The following is an 18,488-nucleotide window of genomic DNA, read 5'->3' on the forward strand; positions in this document are numbered from 1 at the left end:
CGAGATTGCGCGCATTGAGTGACATTTGATGACGATACTCAGCCGCGCGAGCCGTGCGCGTAGAAGCGCGCAAGCGTCTCATCACGGAACTCGTCGAAGTAACCGCCGTCGATCGACGCGCGAATGTCGTCGAGCAGCTTGATGAAGAAGTGCTCGTTGTGAATCGTTGCCAGCGTGAACCCGTTGAATTCACGCGCGCGCAGCATATGATCCACGTACGCGCGCGAATAATGCGTACACGTGTAGCAGTCACAACCCTCTTCGAGCGGGCCAAAATCAGTCTTAAATTCAGCGCGCTTAACGTTGTAGCGGCCGTCGCGCGTGAAAATCGCACCATTACGGCCGCAGCGGGCCGGAGCCACGCAGTCGAATGTGTCGCCACCGTTCTCCACGCAGGCAAAAATATCGTCTACCGCAGCGATGCCGAGTACGTGACGCGGGCGGTTCTCTGGCATCGCGTCGCAAATCCACGCGCAGGTGTCGCCGATAATACGCTTTTCGATGGCGCCACCAATGCCTACGCCGTCGAAGTCCAGCGAGGCGATCTGTTCAGCCGCGTGCCGGCGCAAATCCTCGTAGTTCGCGCCCTGCACGACGCCGTACAGTGCTTGATACGGCTTGCCTAGGCGCGTTTCAGTGAGCCGCTGATGCTCGGCAACGCAGCGCTGCGCCCAGCGGTACGTGCGTTCAACAGACTCTTCCTGATAGCGGCGCGTGTTCATCAGCGTGGTCAGCTCATCGAACGCGAACATAATATCTGCGCCGATTTTGTGCTGAATACCCATCGAAATTTCAGCGGAGAACCGGTGTAGCGAGCCGTTGAGCGGCGATTTGAACGTCACACCGTCCTCGTCCACGAACGCGAGACGTTCCTTGCCTTCGGCGATCACGTCATCCGACTTCATGCCGGTCACGTCCATCGCCAGCGTTTTCTTGAAGCCTGCGCCAAGCGAAAGCACCTGGAATCCGCCCGAATCAGTGAACGTCGGGCCGTCCCAGTTCATGAACTTCGCGAGTCCGCCGGCTGCATCGAGCACGTCCTCGCCGGGGCGTTCATAGAGGTGGAAGGCGTTGGAAAGCAAGCATTGAGCGCCTTCCGCGCGCATAGTTTCCGGCAGTACGGCTTTCATTGCGGCTTGCGTAGCGACTGGTACGAACGCGGGCGTGCGGATATCGCCGTGCGGCGTGTGAATAATGCCGGTACGGCCGTAGCGGCGGCCACCGTGACCCTTGCCATCTGCCGTGTTGGGCAGCTGCGTGATGGTTTCAAAATAAAAAGCGCTGCGATCGCCGGGCTGGCCGGGCTGTGCGCCGCGCGGTTGATCGAGAAGACTAGTCATGTGGTTCACTCTAGGCGAAGCCCCGTAGGAAATAAGCGGAATATGTGCTGATGGTGTGTTTGCGTGCGAATTTGTGTGAGTTTGCGCGGATGGATGCGGATCGGCGCAGATTGCCGTGGATTGCCGCAGATTACCGTGGATTGCGTGGCGTAATGGGAGCGTGACCGGGTGCGCCGCCGCCCGGCATTATGGAAGTCAGGCGATAATTCGATTGTTTCTTCCAACAAACGTTCAGGAAACATCCAGAGGGGGAATCTTTACTCTTACTTAGCGCTTGAGCGGCAAGATCGTACACAGCGAGCGCCGCCAGTAGCGAATACGAGCGAATGAATACGAAGGAGACCGATATGGCTGACAACTTCAACGGCAACTGGTATGCCGGCGACAGCAACCAGAACGAACAGCCGGATGCGAATACGAACGATAACTCAACAAACACGACAAATACTACCGGCGCGCAGGACGCACAGTCCGCGCAGGGCCAGCAGGTTCCGGCAGATACGCAGACCACCGCCCCGATTCCGCCAGTCAACACTGAGTCGACGAGCGCGACCACGCCGATCCCGAGCGTGCCATCTGCTTCTACTGAGGCAACTACTCCAATCGCGCAGCCGACTCCGGCTGTTCCGGACGGTGCGAGCGAATCCGCTACCCAAACGATTCCGACTGTCCCGGTCACCCCGGCCCCGCAGTCCACGCAGCCTGCGCCTCAGCAGACGCCGTATCGTCTGGCGCCTGAATATGGCGCTTACGCTCCGACGCAGCCGCAGCCGCAGCAGGGTGCTGCGCCGCAAAATACTCAGCCTCAGCCGGCTGCCGGCGCACAGGGAGCTTCTCCGTTTAGCGGCAACCCGTTCTTGGCAGGTGCAGGCCGTGCACCGCAGAACGGCCAGCCTGTGCAGTCTGGCGTTCCGGGCGCTAATCCGGGTGCTAACCCGGGTGCCACGCCAGCCGGCAACGGTAACGGTGGCAATGGTGGTAACGGCAATATCCCGTTCGGCTTCCCGCCGGCTGCGCCAGGCCCGCAGTCTCCGATCCAGGGCAACGTCCCCGGTAAGTCTGGCTCCGGTGTAGCGCGCGGCGTGGTGACTGCTGTTGTTGCTGCGCTGGTGTCTGCCGCACTGTGCCTCGGCGTTGGCTACGTGGCGATCACGGACGGCTGGGTGACGGTTCCGAATTCTTCGTCGCTCGCCAACGTGAGCTCGAACAAGTCTGGTAGCGGTTCTGCTACCGCGAAGAGCGGCGAGGCTCCTGACTGGACGGCTGTTGCCAGCGAGGTGTCGAGCTCGGTAGTTTCGATTCAGGCCGCGCTGACCAACGGTACTGCGAAGGGTTCGGGCGCGATCGTGGATACGGCCGGCTACATCGTGACCAATAACCACGTGATTTCTGGCGCGCAGCAGATTCAGGTGACACTGTCGAACGGCCAGATGTACTCCGCGCAGGTTGTTGGCACTGATACGACTACTGATTTGGCAGTGATCAAGCTGGACAATCCGCCGAGCGACCTCAAGGCTGTTGAATTTGCTGATTCTGATAACCTTGCGGTTGGCGAGAGCGTGATGGCGATCGGTAACCCGCTGGGCTACGACGATACTGCAACGACTGGTATTGTGTCCGCACTGAACCGCCCGGTTACCGTGACCGATGAAAATTCTGGCGCTGACATTGTGACCAACGCTGTGCAGATTGACGCGGCTATCAACCCGGGTAACTCTGGTGGCCCGACGTTCAACGCTGCAGGCCAGGTTATCGGCATCAACTCGTCGATTGCATCCACTGCTACCTCGTCTGATTCCGCTGGCTCGATCGGCATCGGCTTCGCAATTCCTTCGAACTTGGTCAAGCGCGTTGCGAATGAGATCATCAAGGACGGCAGCGTCAAGCACGTGGCACTCGGCGTGACTATTACTACCGACACGGTTGAAGCGGATGGTGTCACCCGCTCTGGTGCGAAGGTTACTAAGTCTGCGAGCGGCTCTGGCGTGGTCTCCGGCAGCCCGGCTGACAAGGCTGGCTTGAAGGTCGGCGACGTGATCGTGGCTTACAACGGCAACGCGGTGAACAGCACGTACTCGCTGCTTGGCTTCGTGCGCGCTTCTGCACTGAACGATAAGGCAACGCTGACAATTGTGCGTGACGGCAAGACTATGGACGTTGACGTGACGCTCGATCAGGAAGAGTCTGCTGTCAACGGTTCCAGCAGCTCCAACTCGAACAACCAAAACAACCAAAATAACCAGAACAACCAGAATGGCAACGGTTCGAACGGTTATGGCAACGGCAACTCGGATGGTAATTCCGACGGCAACTCCGACGGTGGCTCGAACGGCTTCTCTGATCCGTTCGGTCTGTGGTAAATAAACCTCGAACCTCGAACCTCGACAGTGTGCATATCCGGCGCACGTAGAGACGGTTTTCCGCTCTGCGTGCGCCGGATATGCACACTTTTGTGTTTTCGGACCTGTTTGCTAGCATCAAAGAGCTGAATAATTCAATATCCATTTTTACGCCGTGTATCGGATGGTCGCGCGGAACGTTGCTCGTGGTCAACTATCAACTAGCAACGTTTGGCAAGGTCGCCGGTGGGTTAACAAGGCGTAGTCGAACTGCCGAAAACGGTTGGCTGCGCTCGCATACCCGCGTTGCTTTCCGCAATCGGCTCCGTATACGAGCGTAAGGAGCATGATGACTACGTTCATCGTCCGATTTTTCACCGCTGTTGTGCACATATGCCGCCTAGTGCCAATGCTGCCGGTGGTTATTCTTTCTGCTATTCCCTTGGCATTGTTGGGCCAGTGGCACCCGTGGGAGCTGGGAACGTCTGCGGTGTATTTTCCGGTGCTTGGCAATCCTGGCGTTGGCCAATGGCTCGTTATTGTTTTGGTGCTGATTATCGTCGCGGATACCGTGCGCGGCATGATCGACGATATTCGCCATGGGCAGGTCGGTATTGACTTGCTCGCTGTGGTGGCAATTCTTTCAACCGTTGGCGTAGGGGAGTATTGGGCAAGTTGGGCGGTGATGCTGATGCTCACCTCCGGTGAGGCGATCGAAGAATACGCTCAATCTAAAGCGGAAAGCAGCCTGACCGCGTTGCTCAATGCTGCGCCGCAAACTGCACACGTGAGCACGCTGCCCGGTGTGAAGCGCGGGAAAAGCGTTGGAAATACTGGCGATGGCGATGATGATGCTACGCGCGGCGATCGCGCTGCATCTGCTGCATCTGCTGGAAGATTTCGCAAAGTGGACAAGAGCGTGGACGCTGCGGATAGTGTAGGTGGCGCCGCAAGCAATGCAGATCGCACAGATCACGCAGATCACGCAGCGAATACCACGAATGCGTCCGCGTCATCGCAACGATTCATCACAGTGCCGGTCGACCAAGTCTGCCCCGGCGACGTGCTCGTCGTCCTCCCTGGTGAAACCGTGCCAGTCGACGGCGAACTGCTTTCCGGCAGCGCCGTGCTCGACCTGAGCGCCATTAACGGCGAACCAGTGCCGCGCGAAGTGTACGCCGGCGCTCGCGTGATGTCTGGCGCGGTCAACGGAGCTTCCACGCTCACGATGCGCGCTACCGAATCCGCCCAAGATTCGCAATACCAGCGCATTCTCTCGCTCGTGGCCTCCGCGCAAGAATCCCGCCCGGCCGTAGTAAAAACCGCCGACCGGCTGGCTGTCCCGTTCACCGTGTTAGCGCTTGTCATCGCTGCCGTGGCATGGGCGGTATCCGGCATCCCCACGCGTTTCGCACAGGTGTTGGTGCTCGCCACGCCCTGCCCACTGCTTATCGCCGCGCCAGTGGCGTATATCGCCGGTACGGGCCGGCTTGCCAAGGCTGGTGTGCTTATCAAAACGCAGGACGTACTGGAGCAACTCGGGCGTGTAAGCCACGTGTTCTTCGATAAAACCGGCACGCTGACTGTCAAACAGCCGCAGGTCGTGCGCGTTGAAATGTTGCCGGGTGCCGAAACCCGGCTCAACGAGGATCATGTGCTGATGATGGCCGGTGTGGTCGAAGGTTACTCGGTGCATATCCTCTCTCGCGGCATCGCGAAAGCTGGCGACGAGGCAATGGCTCGGTTGCGCAAGCGATTCGCCAACGGCCAACGGCAATGCCCGGAGCCGAAGCTGGAGGCGACTCGCACCGGGCACGGTTGGGAGCATGGTCAGGATCGCGGTTGGGATTATGGCCGTGATTATCCGGTAGTGCAGGACGTACGGGAGGATGCCGGTAAAGGCATATCTGGTTTGGTAAACGGTCACACGGTGCGTGTAGGTCGACTGTCGTTCGCCAACGCCGCAGCCGACGGATTCCAGCCAGTTATTGCTGATTCTCAGGGAGTAGCTCGGGGAACAGATATCGCTCAGAATGTGAACGATGTCAGCAGTGCAATCGATACCAGTGGTGCAACGATTGCAGACACTGCCGCAGCAGAAGCCGGCATTGCTCCGCGATCTGCAGTTTCCGGTCGTGCCTCTGACGATACGCTCCGCACGCGCTTCGGCATACTGCAACCTGACGAAATGGCCTCCTATGTATCTGTCGACGGGCGGCTCATCGCGCGTATCGTGCTGCGCGACGTGCCGCGCGAGAACGCGAAGCCGGCACTCGACCGCTTGCGTGCGTTGGGCGTTACTCAGCTCACGATGCTTACTGGCGACAAGCGTTCCTCCGCTCGCGTGATCGCCGGCGAGGTCGGCATTGACGATGTGCGCGCTGAACTGTTCCCGGAAGATAAGGTTGCCGCCGTGCGCAACGAGCGCGAGGATCATGGCGCATTGGTTGCCGGTTCGGCTGCAGGATCCTCGACCGATGGTTCTGGCGCATCTCGCACTCACGGCTCCCGTGATTCCCGCAGATCCCGCGAAATCACGATGATGGTTGGCGATGGCGTGAACGATGCGCCCGTGCTCGCGGTCGCTGATATCGGCGTTGCGATGACCGACGGCACCTCCACCGCGGCCTCCGAATCCGCGCAAGTGGTCATCATGAACGATGATATTGCTGCTGTGCCGCAAGCCATCGCCATCGCTCGGCGTACCAAACGCGTTATGCTGCAGGCTGTTCTCGCTGGCCTCACACTCGCCCTCATCGGCATGATCGCCGCCGCGTTCAACCTGATTCCGGTCGTCGTCGGCGCATTCCTACAGGAAGCCATCGACGTCATCAGCATCCTCTGGGCCCTCACGGCCCTCCTAAATCGGGATTAAGTCTGGGATCATGGGATTTATTAGGTAAAAGTATCTTTTGTTGCTATGCTCGTTCCATTGGGTCTTACCAATAATGCTCAAGGGGGAGCTATGGCACGGAAATTGAGATCATTGGAGCGCAAACCACAAGATTCGGCTTTGCCGGAGATCTCTTTGGATGTTGCTCTCCGCGTGCATCGACGGATAAGACGCTACGGTGAGTCCGAATATTATGAAGGATCTATCAGCGATGAGGAGATTGCTGAGATCCTGGGGCAAAGCCCGCGTAGTGGCACGCTTAAAGGAAAAATACATGCATTGTGCAAATACGGGCTATGTGAGAGGACAGACAAGCTCAACAAGATGACGCCATTAGGGATGCGCCTTGCAGAGGACAACTCGCTTGTAGATCTGCTTGCTGCGTTTAAGCACTACGCCCCATTCTCTGAAGTTTATGGGGCTCTCCCAGAAGATGTTCCAGTTGATTTGAACATCTTTCTGAATGAGACTGAACACTCCTTCCGGTATAGCGAGAAATTGGAAGAGTTTAGCAGGCTGTTTATTCGTAGTGCGGTGAATACGGGAATTCTCAAGCAGACGGAGGACTCAAAAATCCTAAAACAGGTTCTTCCTATCCTTGCAGAGCGCCAGCAAAACAGTAGTGAAGGGAATACTGTGGTTGCACAAGCGCGTGCAATAGACACGAAGAAGCATGGTGGTACTTTCGGCGAATATGCTTTTGAGATTCCCGGAGTGGAGATAACGATCTCCGTGAGATCTGACGTGGTCCTTCCGCCGGAATTTTATGTGGATATGGGGCGGTTTATTGAATGTGAGCGCAATCGGTTGGAAGCGCTGACAAAATTCGACAGTAAGCAGGTGGATGCGCATGGACACTAAAAAACAAGCGGCCTCCCGGAGGGAGGTCGCTGACGTAGAGCGCTCCAGCCTAACGCCGAAGCTGCCATTACAGGATAGCACGAATGTCTCGCTCGATGCGGCGCCAGTGGCGGAAGCATTGTTGAGCCGCCCGAGATTGCAGTCATATTTGGACGTTACGAATGGTGATGTCGACGCTGCCGTTGCGTTGTATCGCTGGAATCAAGAATTCATCAGCGTTGTACTGAAGCACAGTTCTGATGTGGAAATGGCGGTCAGAAATGCACTGGACCGACAGTTGAGATTACTGTCCGTGACTCGTTACGGAGTCTCCGATTGGATCGGGACTGATGAGCGTTCCACGCCAGATGAGATCTATGATGTGCTAGGCAAAGGAATTCGTGAGGCTCGTGCCCATGCCAAAACGGAAGCTCATCAGCGGCCAAAAAGCCATCCTCGATTCGGTACACGTCCGACAAGAGACGATGTCTTGGCACAACTGACATTCGGAACATGGGATATTCTGCTCGGCTCCAACCTTTCCGCGCATGAGTCGGAATCGATCCCACAATTGCTGTGGGCCGCGGGATTGCATCAAGCTTTTCCTGGTGTTTCATCCGCAGATGAAGCTCGGCATCATTTATGTGCCAAATTGAAGCGTATCCGGACGCTTCGCAATCGTGCCGCGCATGGGGAGAATCTTCTTCGTGTGGAACCGGAGAGACGCTTGAGCGATATGTTGTCTATATTGGCTGTTGTTGATCCCCGATTCCCCGGATGGTCCATGCAGAACAGCCGTTACCGCGCAGTTGCCAGATTGCGGCCATCATAAGAAAGAACTGCGAAAAATCACTCTTTCACGATTCGGCGGCTTGCGATACGCTGGAACGCGTGACTGAAACTGTGAATAATGAACTTCGTATTGCTGTAATTGGCGCTGGCCCGGCTGGCGTCTACTCCTCCGACATCTTCTTGCGCCAGCTGGGCAAGCTGGGCGACGAACTGGGGTTGGGCACCAAGGCGCGCATCGACCTGTTCGAAAAGCTGCCAGTGCCGTTCGGCCTGGTGCGTTACGGCGTCGCCCCTGACCATCCGAGCATCAAATTCATCGCGTCCGCGCTCGAGAAGACGCTCGACAACCCCGATATTCACCTCTACTGCGACGTGGAATTCGGCAAGGACGTGACGCTTGACGACCTGCTCGCCCGCTACGACGCGGTGCTGTTCGCCACCGGCGCTGTCAAGGACAAGCCGCTTGGCCTGCCCGGCGCAGATCTCGACGGCGTGTACGGTGCCGCCAAGTTCGTCGAATGGTACGACGGTTATCCGACTGGCGCTCGCGAATGGCCGCTGACGGCCGAGAACGTGGCCGTGATCGGCGGCGGCAACGTTGCGATGGACGTGGCGCGCGAGCTCATGCGCAACGCAGATGATCTCAAAGCCAAGACTGATATTCCGGATAACGTATACGAGGGTATCCAGAAGAACCAGGCGAAGACTCTGCACCTGTTCATCCGCCGCGGTGTTGCGCAGGCGAAGTTCAGCGTGCAGGAGCTGCGCGAGATGGAGAAGCTGCCCGGCGTGCAGCTGATCATCAACGAGGACGATTTCGAGCTGGACGACGACACCATCGAGGTGGCTGGCAAGGATAAGCTCACTCGCCAGATGGTCGAAGAGCTGTTCACGATCCGCGAGATGGCTGAGGATATGGAAGACGATGGCGACGTCGACTTCGAAGGCAACCCGGCCGACCGCAAGTACTACATTCACTTCAACTCCGCGCCGACTGAGATTCTCGGCGAGGACGGCAAGGTGACCGGCATTCGCGTTGAGCGCACGGAAACCGGCGCTGACGGCAAAATGCATCGCACTGGCGAATTCGAGGATTACCCGGTCGAGGCCGTGTACCACGCGATCGGCTACAAGCCGACCGAAGCGCCCGGTATTGCGTATGACGAGAAGGGTGCGCATCTGGCCAACGCGAACGGCGACGGCCGCATCACCACCGAGGCTGCTGGTGGCGAAGTGCGCGAACGTCTGTACGCAACCGGTTGGGCCAAGCGTGGCCCGGTCGGCCTGATTGGCTCCACCAAGTCTGACGCGCTGCTGATCGTGACCAATATGCTCGAGGACCTCGCCAAGGCTGCGGAAGGCGGCCGCGTGGCGCCGGATCGCGATCCTGAGTCCATCGATCGTTTGCTCGCCGAGCGCGGTATTAAGCCGATCGACTTCGCCGGCTGGAAGAAGGTCGATGCCTTCGAGCGCGCGGAAGGCGCGAAGGAAGGCCGCGAACACAAGAAGGTCATCGAACCCGAGCAGATGCGCGAGCTCGCACACGCGTGATTTCGCTATATACGCAGCATGCGTACGGCTTGACGGCTTAGTGCGTGCTGATGCGCCTGCTGTGCTGATGAAAGCGGAGTGAACACTACTTACGGTGTTCGCTCCGCTTTTGTGTTGTTGTACTGGGTGCTGGGCTGATTATTGCGCTGAATGCCATGCGCATGCAATACATCCGTTTTTCTTAAAGCGCACGTCCAGCCAACATCCAGACACCATCTTTAGTGTGTGCTTTATGGACGGTAAATTGCGTGTGCATGGGCATTGCAACGGTTTGAAGACAACGTTGCTGTTTGCGCTGATGTGGGCTATTGTGATGCTCATTTGGTGGGCGACGGGCGGCAGTCGCGGCACGCTGGGCTTGTACATTGTTATTGGTTTGGCGACAACGTTCGGCACGTACTGGTTCTCTGACAAGCTCGCGATCGCGTCAATGCACGCGCGCCAAGTGAGCGAAGCGGAAGCGCCTGCACTGTACCGTATCGTGCGTGAGCTCAGCGCGAAGGCTGGCAAGCCGATGCCGCGCATTTATATCGCTCCCACGGAAAGTCCGAACGCGTTTGCTACCGGCCGCAATGAGCGCCACGCGGCGGTGTGCTGCACGCAGGGTATTTTGCGCATTCTCAACGAGCGTGAAATCCGCGGTGTGCTCGGCCACGAGCTGATGCACGTGTACAACCATGACATTCTGACTTCGGCGATTGCTTCCGCAATGGCTACGGTAATTACGTATCTTGGCTATTCGCTGATGTATTTCGGCGGTGGCAGTCGCCGCGATGATCGCGATGGCGGATCGGGCGCGTTTGGCTTGATTGGCGTGCTGTTGAGCGCAGTGTTAGCGCCGATTGCAGCGTCGCTGATTCAGATGGCTATTTCGCGTACGCGCGAATTCGATGCGGATGAGGATGGTAGCCGGCTTACTGGAGATCCAGAAGCGCTGGCGTCTGCGCTGAACAAAATCTCGTACGGCGTGCAGTCAAACCCGATGCCGAAGACTGCGTCTACGCAGACGGTGTCGGCAATGATGATCGCGAATCCGTTCTCTCGTGCTGGTTTCTCGAAGCTGTTTTCTACCCATCCGCCGACCGATGAGCGTATTGGACGACTGATGCAAATGGCGCAGGAAATGCGCACGGCTGGCCTTGGCGGCGGAAGCGCACAGTATTTGTACTGATTGATACTGATATTGTGTGCTACTGCTAACGTACGGGGCGCGCGGATATCGGCGGCCCCGTGCTAAACTAGCTGATTGTGCCACATGCGCTTACTGCGCGGCCAACATGCGAATGTAGTTCATCGGTAGAACGACAGCTTCCCAAGCTGTAGAGGCGGGTTCGACTCCCGTCATTCGCTCCATAGAGACTATCTAATCAGATAGATGTTTTTTCAATCATTCCAATGGTTTCTGACTTTTCTACTGTGACGATGATGAGTGCTTTCTGGACTAAATGATGTCACTGTGTTGTCACGGGTTATGAGATAGGTACTCAAGAAAAAGAATTCGCCAGAATTGATCCCCAGCATTCCCAGTGTTCTAAGGCGGGGTCTAGTGATCATGGCAACGTTGTTGCATTTTATTTCGTAATAAATTACATGATAAAATCTGTATTAATTATTGCTGATTAGTAAGGAGAATAGTATGGTCAGCACACTTGATCATGCTGAGGCGTTACGGCAGGCAAATGAACCCGGTGGTCACATCACGCTCACGGATCTCAATCGCAGTAACGCATGGAGGAGCCAGCTGGCGGATAACGGCATTGTCGAGGTCATGGACCGTAATGACACCGCAGCGTATCTGCTCACGCCGCAGGCGCTATATGATCTGGTCGACGCCGTCAGGGAACGTGACGCGGAAATCGAGACGATGTCTGTACGAGCCATGTTCGAGGCCCGCAAGCACCGTACCGACGTGAAGACAGGCAGTGAGTTGCGAGAGGCCGCACAGGAGAGTCTTGCACGTCGTCTCACGATGCTGCATGAGGTTCTGGATGACGCGGAGGACGGCGAGTGATATCTGACCGGATGCTTTCGGACGCCGTGGATATCATTGCGGGCACTCCGGGATTGACGATGAACGCCGACGATCTCGTCGACGATGTCGTACTGCTCGCCCACGTGTGGGCTGATGAGGAGGAGTTCATGGCTGCGATCATTTCAGTCAGCAGGGCCATGGAACAGTTGATAGCCGGAAGAGTTGCCGGGGTGAGTCTGAAATACGATCTTTCCGAATGGAAGTCCTACCATTTCCAGCACCGGCGTACGCAAGGGGCGAAAGCTGACACGCGTATCGTGTATTGCCCCACCGACACGGGCATCCTCGTTAAAGGGTTCGGTGATCGGCATCGGCCCCAAGATTTCTATCGAAGGATCATCGTTAGCAGAACCTGAAATTACAACGCTTCAAAAGTCTCCGCGCAAAAAGAGAGAATGCCCCGAGGTGGGTTCGACTTCCGTCACTTAGGAACGCTGACGCCGCTCATTTCTAGCAGTTGCTTGACCGTCACGAATTCATAGCCTTGCGCTTTAAGATCATCGATAATGCTAGGCAGTGCAGCCACGTCTTGAGAACGATCGCCACCGCCATCATGCATGAGTACGATTGCGCCGTTATGCGCATGATTGAGCACAGCATCATGAATCGCCTGCTCGCCGGGGCGCTTCCAATCAAGCGTATCGATATCCCACAGCACGTTCATGTGAATGAGATCGTGCGCATCTTCCCACTGCTGTTTAGTGAACGCTCCATATGGTGCGCGCAATACTTTGGTTTTGGTGCCGGACGCTTTCTCAAGGTTGGCAAATCCTGCCGAGAGCTCAGCGCGCAGTGCATCGCGGCTCAATTTGGGCAGATCGGCGTGTGAATTTGAGTGACTGCACACCTCATGCCCTTCAGCAATCATGCGCTTCTCAGCTGTGGCATACTCAATCGCATTCTGCCCAAGATCAAAGAACGTAGCTTTCACACCCTTTTCCTTGAGAATATCGAGAATCGGGTCGCTGAATTTACTGGGGCCATCATCGAACGTGAGTGCAATAACTTTGCGGCCAGCAGGGCGCGGATTAACTGCTTCCACAATCAAATCTTGCGGCTGCTTGGTAATCGCTTTTTCAACTTGCTTATGCGAACGTTTACCAATCCAGATTTCGCGCTCGCCATCTTTGCCAGCTTGTTTGAGTAGCTGAACAGATCCAGCAAGGTTAATATCTGCACCGTGTTCCACAGTTTCATGGCCCACCGTGTACCCTTCAGTGACATCGCCTCCTGCGGTCACCTTGATGTGAGCGTTTTCAGGCAGTGGAGTGTTATCTAGCTGTTTTGCGTCCACGGTAGTGCCGTTGATGGTAACGGTAACAGGCTCGCCACCGGTCTGATCGATTGTGCCGCCAGTAATATCAAGCAGCCGACCAGGCTTCTTATCAAAGTTGCGATGATCCTTGAGCAACGTGCCGAGCTTCGTATCAACACTCACTTCATAAGCGGTGCCATTCGCAGTGACGGAAATTGTACGCCAGTGATGTTCCCACATCCATGCGCCATAGCTCACTGAGCTCACTACCAGCGCCGCTGCAAGCACTATCAGCACAATGCGCAGCCAAATACGTTTGCTACGCTTAGCGTTGCCATCGTTGTCACCATTGCTACCGTTGTCACGTCCGCCGCGCCCACTGTATCCGCCGCGCCCGCCGTGCGGGAACGAAGTACGCACACTACTGCCGAAAGACAGCTCTTCGATGGGCTCGCTGCTCGCGCCTGCCGCATCTGTCGTATTCGCAAACCTCATATTCATCGCCCCTTATTGTACGGACGAGCACACGGCGGGCGCTCGGCGCACTGTGTCAGCTTGGTGAATGATCGCGGGCGCATTAGTGCGGAATCATTCGCCTGGATGATTGCGCACGATTGAATGATCGCGCGCGCAGCACAGCGCGTGATTTCGCGCACATTTCGCTGCGGATTCACACTCACTGCCCCATGTTTGTTACTCGGTGGCGCGATAATGCAACTATGACGATTGCAACTGCCGAACGATATGCCGCAATGCTGGATGCCGCCCGCCGCGGGGGGTACGCGTATCCGGCGATCAACGTAACCAGCACGCAGACACTGAATGCGGCGCTGCAAGGATTCGCCGAGGCTGAATCTGACGGTATTATTCAAGTCTCCGTTGGTGGATCCGCGTATTTCTCCGGCCAGTCAGTGAATGATCGTGTCACTGGCTCGCTCGCATTCGCCGCGTTTGCGCACGAAGTCGCGAAAAAGTATCCCAATATCACCATCGCCCTGCACACTGACCATTGCGCCAAGCAGTACTTGGACGACTGGGTGCGTCCGCTGCTCGCGCTCGAAGCCGACGAGGTTGCGCACGGCCATGAGCCGATGTTCCAGTCGCACATGTGGGATGGTTCCACGGTGCCGCTGGATGAGAATTTGCATATCGCCGAAGAGCTGCTTGATAAGTCGCAGGCGGCGCACACGGTGCTTGAAATCGAAATCGGCACGGTTGGTGGCGAGGAAGACGGTCATTCCGCGGAAATCAATGAGAAGCTGTATTCCACGCCGGAGGATGGTGTGAAGGTTGCGCAGCGACTCGGCTTGGGGGAGCGCGGCCGGTATATGGCGGCGTTCACGTTCGGTAACGTGCACGGCGCGTACAAGCCGGGTGTGGTGAAGCTTCGCCCGGAATTGCTGGGTGAGATTCAGCGCGAGGTTGCGACTGCGGTAGTTGATGGCCGCGTGGCGTCCGCTGCGGGAGCTGTGGATTTCCCGAATGGTAAGCCGTTTGCGCTGGTGTTCCACGGTGGTTCGGGTTCGACCGCGCAGGAGATTGCGCAGGCGGTCTCGTACGGCGTGGTGAAGATGAACATTGATACGGACACGCAGTATGCGTTTACGCGCGCGATTGCCGGTCACATGTTTTCACACTATGATGCGGTGCTCAAAATCGATGGCGAGGTCGGCAATAAGAAGCTGTATGATCCGCGCTCGTGGGGTCGCGAAGCTGAGTCGGCGATGGCTCGTCGCGTGGTGGAGGCGTGCGAACAGCTTGGCTCTGCTGGTAAGGCGCTGAAGTAGCGGAAGTACGCGGAAGCACGCGAACGCACGCGATAACAAAGCGACAACTAAGCGACAACAAAAAAGCCCGGCTGCGCAGGCCGGGCTTTTTCGCAAAGAAAGGAGGAAAGAAGAAGAGAGAAGGTTTCAATTATGGGGTTCTTATGAACCTCGTCGGCTTCGTGCTGACAGTTAATAGTAAAACGCAGCAACATGTGTGCCACGATGGTGTTTCCTGAGAAAACGCTGGGTATGGGAGCCGACATGGGAGTCGGTAGCAGAGACAGCGGAACCCGACAGTAGAGCCCGTAGGGTACTCTAATCCCGGCGGATTTGTGCGAATGTGCGTATGCGGAGGTGCATTATGCCCGGAATTGTGTTGATCGGTGCTCAGTGGGGTGACGAAGGTAAAGGCAAGGCCACCGATCTCATCGGTACTAAGGTCGATTATGTTGCTCGTTTCAACGGCGGTAACAACGCTGGTCACAGCGTGATGGTCGGCGATCAGTCGTACGCGCTGCACCTGCTGCCTTCTGGCATTATTAGCCCGAACGTCACTCCGGTAATCGGCAACGGTGTAGTTGTTGACCCTGAAGTGCTGTTCGAAGAGATCGACGGTCTGGAAGCTCGCGGCGTGGACTGCTCGCGCCTGCTCGTTTCTGAAGCAGCACACGTTATCGCCCCGTATCACCGCGTACTCGACAAGGTCACTGAGCGCTTCCTTGGTAAGCACAAGATCGGCACTACTGGTCGCGGTATTGGCCCGGCATACGCGGATAAGATCAACCGCGTTGGTATTCGCGTGCATGATCTGTTCAACGCTGATCACCTGCATGACAAGGTCGAAGCGAGCCTGCACCAGAAGAATCAGATTCTGGTCAAGCTGTACAACCGCCGCGCTATTGACGTGGATCAGACTACTGATGAGCTGCTCAAGCTCGGTGAGCGCTTGAAGCCGTACGTTGCGAACACTGGTCTGATCTTGAACAAGGCGCTTGACGAGGGCAAGACTGTGCTGTTTGAGGGCGCGCAGGCCACCATGCTTGACGTTGATCACGGTACTTACCCGTTTGTTACGTCCTCCAACCCGACCGCAGGCGGCGCTTGCACTGGTAGCGGTGTTGGCCCGACCAAGATTAACCGTGTGATTGGCGTCTCCAAGGCGTACGTGACTCGCGTGGGTGAGGGTCCGTTCCCGACCGAGCTGTTTGACGAGTCCGGCGACTGGCTGCGCGCTCAGGGCCACGAGTACGGTGTGACCACCGGCCGTCCGCGTCGTTGTGGTTGGTTCGACGCGGTTGTGAACCGTTACGCGAGCCAGGTGAACGGCTTGACTGACATCGTGCTCACGAAGCTTGACGTGCTCACCGGCCTCAAGGAGATTCCGATCTGCGTTGCATACGACGTGGATGGTGAGCGTTTTGACGATATGCCGACTGATCAGGCTGCGTTTGCTGCTGCTAAGCCGATTTACGAGTCGATGCCGGGTTGGGATGAGGATATTTCTTCCGTGCATGATTTTGCTGATCTGCCGGCTAACTGCCAGGCGTATGTGAAGCGTCTTGAAGAGCTGTCTAACTGCCGTATCTCCGCGATCGGCACCGGCCCGCAGCGCGATCACATCATTTCCGTGCACTCGCTGCTTGACTAAGCGCCTGACGATATTGTGACTGCGAATCGTTAGAAAAGCAGGAATTGCAGGAAATAAGGACTGTCCAATATGGATTCCGCTGTGAAGCCGAATGATGATGGCGATGATGGCGTTACTTCGGGCGTGCCCGTGGTGGCGCCTTCACCATCTATGCCGCCGAAGATTCCGCTTGCGCCGATGAAGCGCGTGCAGGCGAAGTTTAATCCGCTGGCGGATGGCATGCTCTATCTAGTCGTGTTTGTTGGCGGCTGCGTTGGCACTGGATTGCGGTATGGCTTGGGGCTGTTGATGCCCTCGCCTGCTGCGACTAGTGGTGTGTTCAGTGCGTTCCACCCGGCTACGTTTATTGCGAACATGTGCGCGTGCTTTATTTTTGCAACGTTGAGCACGTATATGACACAGGCGGTGTGGGTGCGTAAGCGTGCACGGCAGTTGTGCAATCGCGGTATTGGCATGGGCTTTTGCGGTGGATTTTCGACGCTGTCTGCAATGGCAATCGAAGAGTTGACTGCGCTGCATGATGGGCAGATCGCCGGTTTTGCACTGTACACGTTGGTGAGCTTCATTGTTGGCTTGATTGTTGCCGGGTTGGGCGTACAGCTGGCGTTGGCGCTTTCTGCAAAGCGATCGATCCAGGGTGTGCATCGCGCGCTTGCTGATGCTGAGGCGATTCCAGCAGATGCAGCGGTGAGTACGGTGGCGGCGAGCAGCACGAGTGATGCGAGTGGTGCGAGTGGTAGGGTGAGCGAGCCCGCGCCAATTACTGGCGAGATCACGATGGTGCCAGATCCAATGCGTGGTGAAGCGCGTGAGGAGAAGCAGAAATGACGTTCGCGTTGGTGTGCTTGTGCGGTGGGTTCGGCGCGATGGCTCGTTTTGTAGTGACGGTGTCGATTCAACGTTGGTGGACTCACCGGTTTCCTTTGCCGACATTCATTATTAATAGTGTCGCTACGTTCTGTGCAGGTGTCGCCGCGGCGGCATATGCCTACCAGACTGTTGACCACTTTGCATACCTGCTGTTTGTGACCGGATTCCTTGGCGGATTTTCAACATTCTCCACGGCGATTAACGAAATGGTGACGCTGGCACGCAAAAAAGAGCTCGCTATGTCCTTTATATATTGTGTAGCAACGATCATCGTGCCGATTGTGTGCGTTTCACTGGGTTGGATGCTGATTGCTGTAACACAGTAAATAAAGCAGGTGTATAGAGCGTTGACGGCAGGCCGTGGTGTGAAGCACTGACCAAACAGCACGCAGTGCATGTTCACTTCGCGAATAATGCAGGATAACGCAGAGTAATGCACAGTGGATTTGCTCCAAAATGTCGAGAACCCCGCAGATACCGAAGTATCTGCGGGGTTCTCGACACCGCGATGTCCCGAAAAAAGCGTAGCACAAATTTGATGATATGCCACGATTAGGTGCACAATTCATGCTCGCACATAAATCCCACGCCTGCGTGGAACTATAAAGAGAGATATCGACTTTTTGCAAGGGCAAAGTGTTTGGCGTGTCGCATGATTAGCGCACAGCAAACATGCTCACAACGCATCGCGACACGCCGATATTAATCGTCTGACTATAGATGTTTCTTATGGCGACGTAACAAAAAGGTAATCTACGCCGGGGTTTCTGGTAATCGGCTGGGAGTTTATAACGCTGATGTCCACCTATTGAAACACTTGAAAGAAACTCTGAAAACCTGAAAAATGCTGAAATTCCAACGATTACGTGCTTGTACGCGCATTCATGTATGGTGATGAAGCGAATAGGCGCACCTGTGAAATGGGTTAAAACCATCCAGGTGCGTTTCTACGCCCCGGGTTGACAATGTCCAAGGGGTAGAGGTAAAAAAGAACGCAGTCGGGATGGGGAAAGCCCCCATACAAAAACCCGATGTCCCTAAAAGAAAGGTTCCTGAAGATGACAGGAAATACTAAGGTTTGGCGCGCGCCTCTGGCCGGCCTCGCCTCGCTCGCGATGATCGCGACGATGGGCGTTGCCGCTGGCACGGCCGCTGCAGC

The 18,488-nt window shown here is 56.5% G+C and carries 14 protein-coding genes and 1 tRNA gene; 13 read left to right on the forward strand and 2 right to left on the reverse strand.

Going from position 1 to position 18,488, the window contains the following annotated elements; translation table 11 throughout:
- Positions 1–38 precede the first annotated feature (38 nt).
- Positions 39–1,340 (reverse strand): tRNA guanosine(34) transglycosylase Tgt, encoded by a 1,302-nt coding sequence (gene tgt / locus D2E25_RS08365; RefSeq protein ID WP_125981730.1) that lies wholly within the window; start codon positions 1,338–1,340, stop codon positions 39–41.
- Positions 1,341–1,687: 347 nt separating this feature from the next.
- Between tgt and D2E25_RS08370 the strand changes: the two genes are divergently transcribed.
- From D2E25_RS08370 to D2E25_RS08410, 9 genes are all read left to right on the forward strand, one after another.
- On the forward strand, positions 1,688–3,700 hold the full coding sequence (locus D2E25_RS08370) for a S1C family serine protease (protein WP_125981732.1): 2,013 nt from the start codon (positions 1,688–1,690) through the stop codon (positions 3,698–3,700).
- Between the two features lie 328 nt (positions 3,701–4,028).
- Positions 4,029–6,554 carry an HAD-IC family P-type ATPase gene (locus tag D2E25_RS08375; protein WP_125981789.1) on the forward strand — a complete coding sequence of 842 codons (2,526 nt, stop codon included), beginning with the start codon at positions 4,029–4,031 and terminating at the stop codon, positions 6,552–6,554.
- Between the two features lie 90 nt (positions 6,555–6,644).
- Positions 6,645–7,433, forward strand: a complete 789-nt coding sequence (locus tag D2E25_RS08380; RefSeq protein WP_125981734.1) for a hypothetical protein — start codon at positions 6,645–6,647, stop codon at positions 7,431–7,433.
- The gene (locus D2E25_RS08385) at positions 7,423–8,244 is read left to right on the forward strand and encodes an Abi family protein (protein WP_164514781.1); all 822 of its coding nucleotides are present in this window, start codon (positions 7,423–7,425) and stop codon (positions 8,242–8,244) included. The genes D2E25_RS08380 and D2E25_RS08385 overlap by 11 nt, the downstream gene beginning before the upstream one ends.
- Positions 8,245–8,303: 59 nt before the next feature.
- Positions 8,304–9,755, forward strand: a complete 1,452-nt coding sequence (locus D2E25_RS08390; RefSeq protein WP_125981738.1) for an FAD-dependent oxidoreductase — start codon at positions 8,304–8,306, stop codon at positions 9,753–9,755.
- Positions 9,756–9,987: 232 nt separating this feature from the next.
- A complete protein-coding gene (htpX, locus tag D2E25_RS08395) occupies positions 9,988–10,926 on the forward strand; it encodes a zinc metalloprotease HtpX (RefSeq protein ID WP_125981740.1) in 939 nt (312 codons plus the stop codon).
- 108 nt (positions 10,927–11,034) lie between these two features.
- Positions 11,035–11,108: transfer RNA gene (locus D2E25_RS08400), tRNA-Gly, on the forward strand.
- Between the two features lie 283 nt (positions 11,109–11,391).
- A complete protein-coding gene (locus tag D2E25_RS08405) occupies positions 11,392–11,766 on the forward strand; it encodes a hypothetical protein (RefSeq protein ID WP_125981742.1) in 375 nt (124 codons plus the stop codon).
- An 11-nt stretch (positions 11,767–11,777) separates the two neighbouring features.
- Positions 11,778–12,143, forward strand: a complete 366-nt coding sequence (locus D2E25_RS08410; protein ID WP_241217107.1) for a hypothetical protein — start codon at positions 11,778–11,780, stop codon at positions 12,141–12,143.
- A gap of 65 nt (positions 12,144–12,208) precedes the next feature.
- Here D2E25_RS08410 and D2E25_RS08415 read toward each other — a convergent pair whose 3' ends face one another.
- On the reverse strand, positions 12,209–13,543 hold the full coding sequence (locus D2E25_RS08415) for a polysaccharide deacetylase family protein (protein WP_241217108.1): 1,335 nt from the start codon (positions 13,541–13,543) through the stop codon (positions 12,209–12,211).
- A 218-nt stretch (positions 13,544–13,761) separates the two neighbouring features.
- Here D2E25_RS08415 and fbaA point away from each other — a divergent pair, with 218 nt between their 5' ends.
- From fbaA to D2E25_RS08435, 4 genes are all read left to right on the forward strand, one after another.
- A complete protein-coding gene (fbaA, locus tag D2E25_RS08420) occupies positions 13,762–14,829 on the forward strand; it encodes a class II fructose-bisphosphate aldolase (protein ID WP_125981747.1) in 1,068 nt (355 codons plus the stop codon).
- 343 nt (positions 14,830–15,172) lie between these two features.
- Positions 15,173–16,459, forward strand: a complete 1,287-nt coding sequence (locus D2E25_RS08425; protein ID WP_125981749.1) for an adenylosuccinate synthase — start codon at positions 15,173–15,175, stop codon at positions 16,457–16,459.
- Positions 16,460–16,528: 69 nt separating this feature from the next.
- Positions 16,529–17,287 carry a fluoride efflux transporter FluC gene (locus D2E25_RS08430; protein WP_125981751.1) on the forward strand — a complete coding sequence of 253 codons (759 nt, stop codon included), beginning with the start codon at positions 16,529–16,531 and terminating at the stop codon, positions 17,285–17,287.
- Complete coding sequence (locus tag D2E25_RS08435) at positions 17,284–17,655, forward strand: fluoride efflux transporter FluC (RefSeq protein WP_125981753.1); 372 nt, start codon at positions 17,284–17,286, stop codon at positions 17,653–17,655. The genes D2E25_RS08430 and D2E25_RS08435 overlap by 4 nt, the downstream gene beginning before the upstream one ends.
- Positions 17,656–18,488 lie beyond the last annotated feature (833 nt).

It is taken from the genome of Bifidobacterium goeldii (assembly GCF_003951095.1).
Lineage (GTDB): Bacteria > Actinomycetota > Actinomycetes > Actinomycetales > Bifidobacteriaceae > Bifidobacterium > Bifidobacterium goeldii.

Coding starts and splice junctions, on each gene's coding strand:
- D2E25_RS08405 (WP_125981742.1), top strand. CDS start 11,392: ATGGTCAGCACACTTGATCATGCTGAGGCGTTACGGCAGGCAAATGAA.
- tgt (WP_125981730.1), bottom strand. CDS start 1,340: ATGACTAGTCTTCTCGATCAACCGCGCGGCGCACAGCCCGGCCAGCCC.
- D2E25_RS08410 (WP_241217107.1), top strand. CDS start 11,778: ATGCTTTCGGACGCCGTGGATATCATTGCGGGCACTCCGGGATTGACG.
- D2E25_RS08380 (WP_125981734.1), top strand. CDS start 6,645: ATGGCACGGAAATTGAGATCATTGGAGCGCAAACCACAAGATTCGGCT.
- D2E25_RS08375 (WP_125981789.1), top strand. CDS start 4,029: ATGACTACGTTCATCGTCCGATTTTTCACCGCTGTTGTGCACATATGC.
- htpX (WP_125981740.1), top strand. CDS start 9,988: ATGGACGGTAAATTGCGTGTGCATGGGCATTGCAACGGTTTGAAGACA.
- D2E25_RS08385 (WP_164514781.1), top strand. CDS start 7,423: ATGGACACTAAAAAACAAGCGGCCTCCCGGAGGGAGGTCGCTGACGTA.
- D2E25_RS08415 (WP_241217108.1), bottom strand. CDS start 13,543: ATGAATATGAGGTTTGCGAATACGACAGATGCGGCAGGCGCGAGCAGC.
- D2E25_RS08435 (WP_125981753.1), top strand. CDS start 17,284: ATGACGTTCGCGTTGGTGTGCTTGTGCGGTGGGTTCGGCGCGATGGCT.
- fbaA (WP_125981747.1), top strand. CDS start 13,762: ATGACGATTGCAACTGCCGAACGATATGCCGCAATGCTGGATGCCGCC.
- D2E25_RS08430 (WP_125981751.1), top strand. CDS start 16,529: ATGGATTCCGCTGTGAAGCCGAATGATGATGGCGATGATGGCGTTACT.
- D2E25_RS08425 (WP_125981749.1), top strand. CDS start 15,173: ATGCCCGGAATTGTGTTGATCGGTGCTCAGTGGGGTGACGAAGGTAAA.
- D2E25_RS08370 (WP_125981732.1), top strand. CDS start 1,688: ATGGCTGACAACTTCAACGGCAACTGGTATGCCGGCGACAGCAACCAG.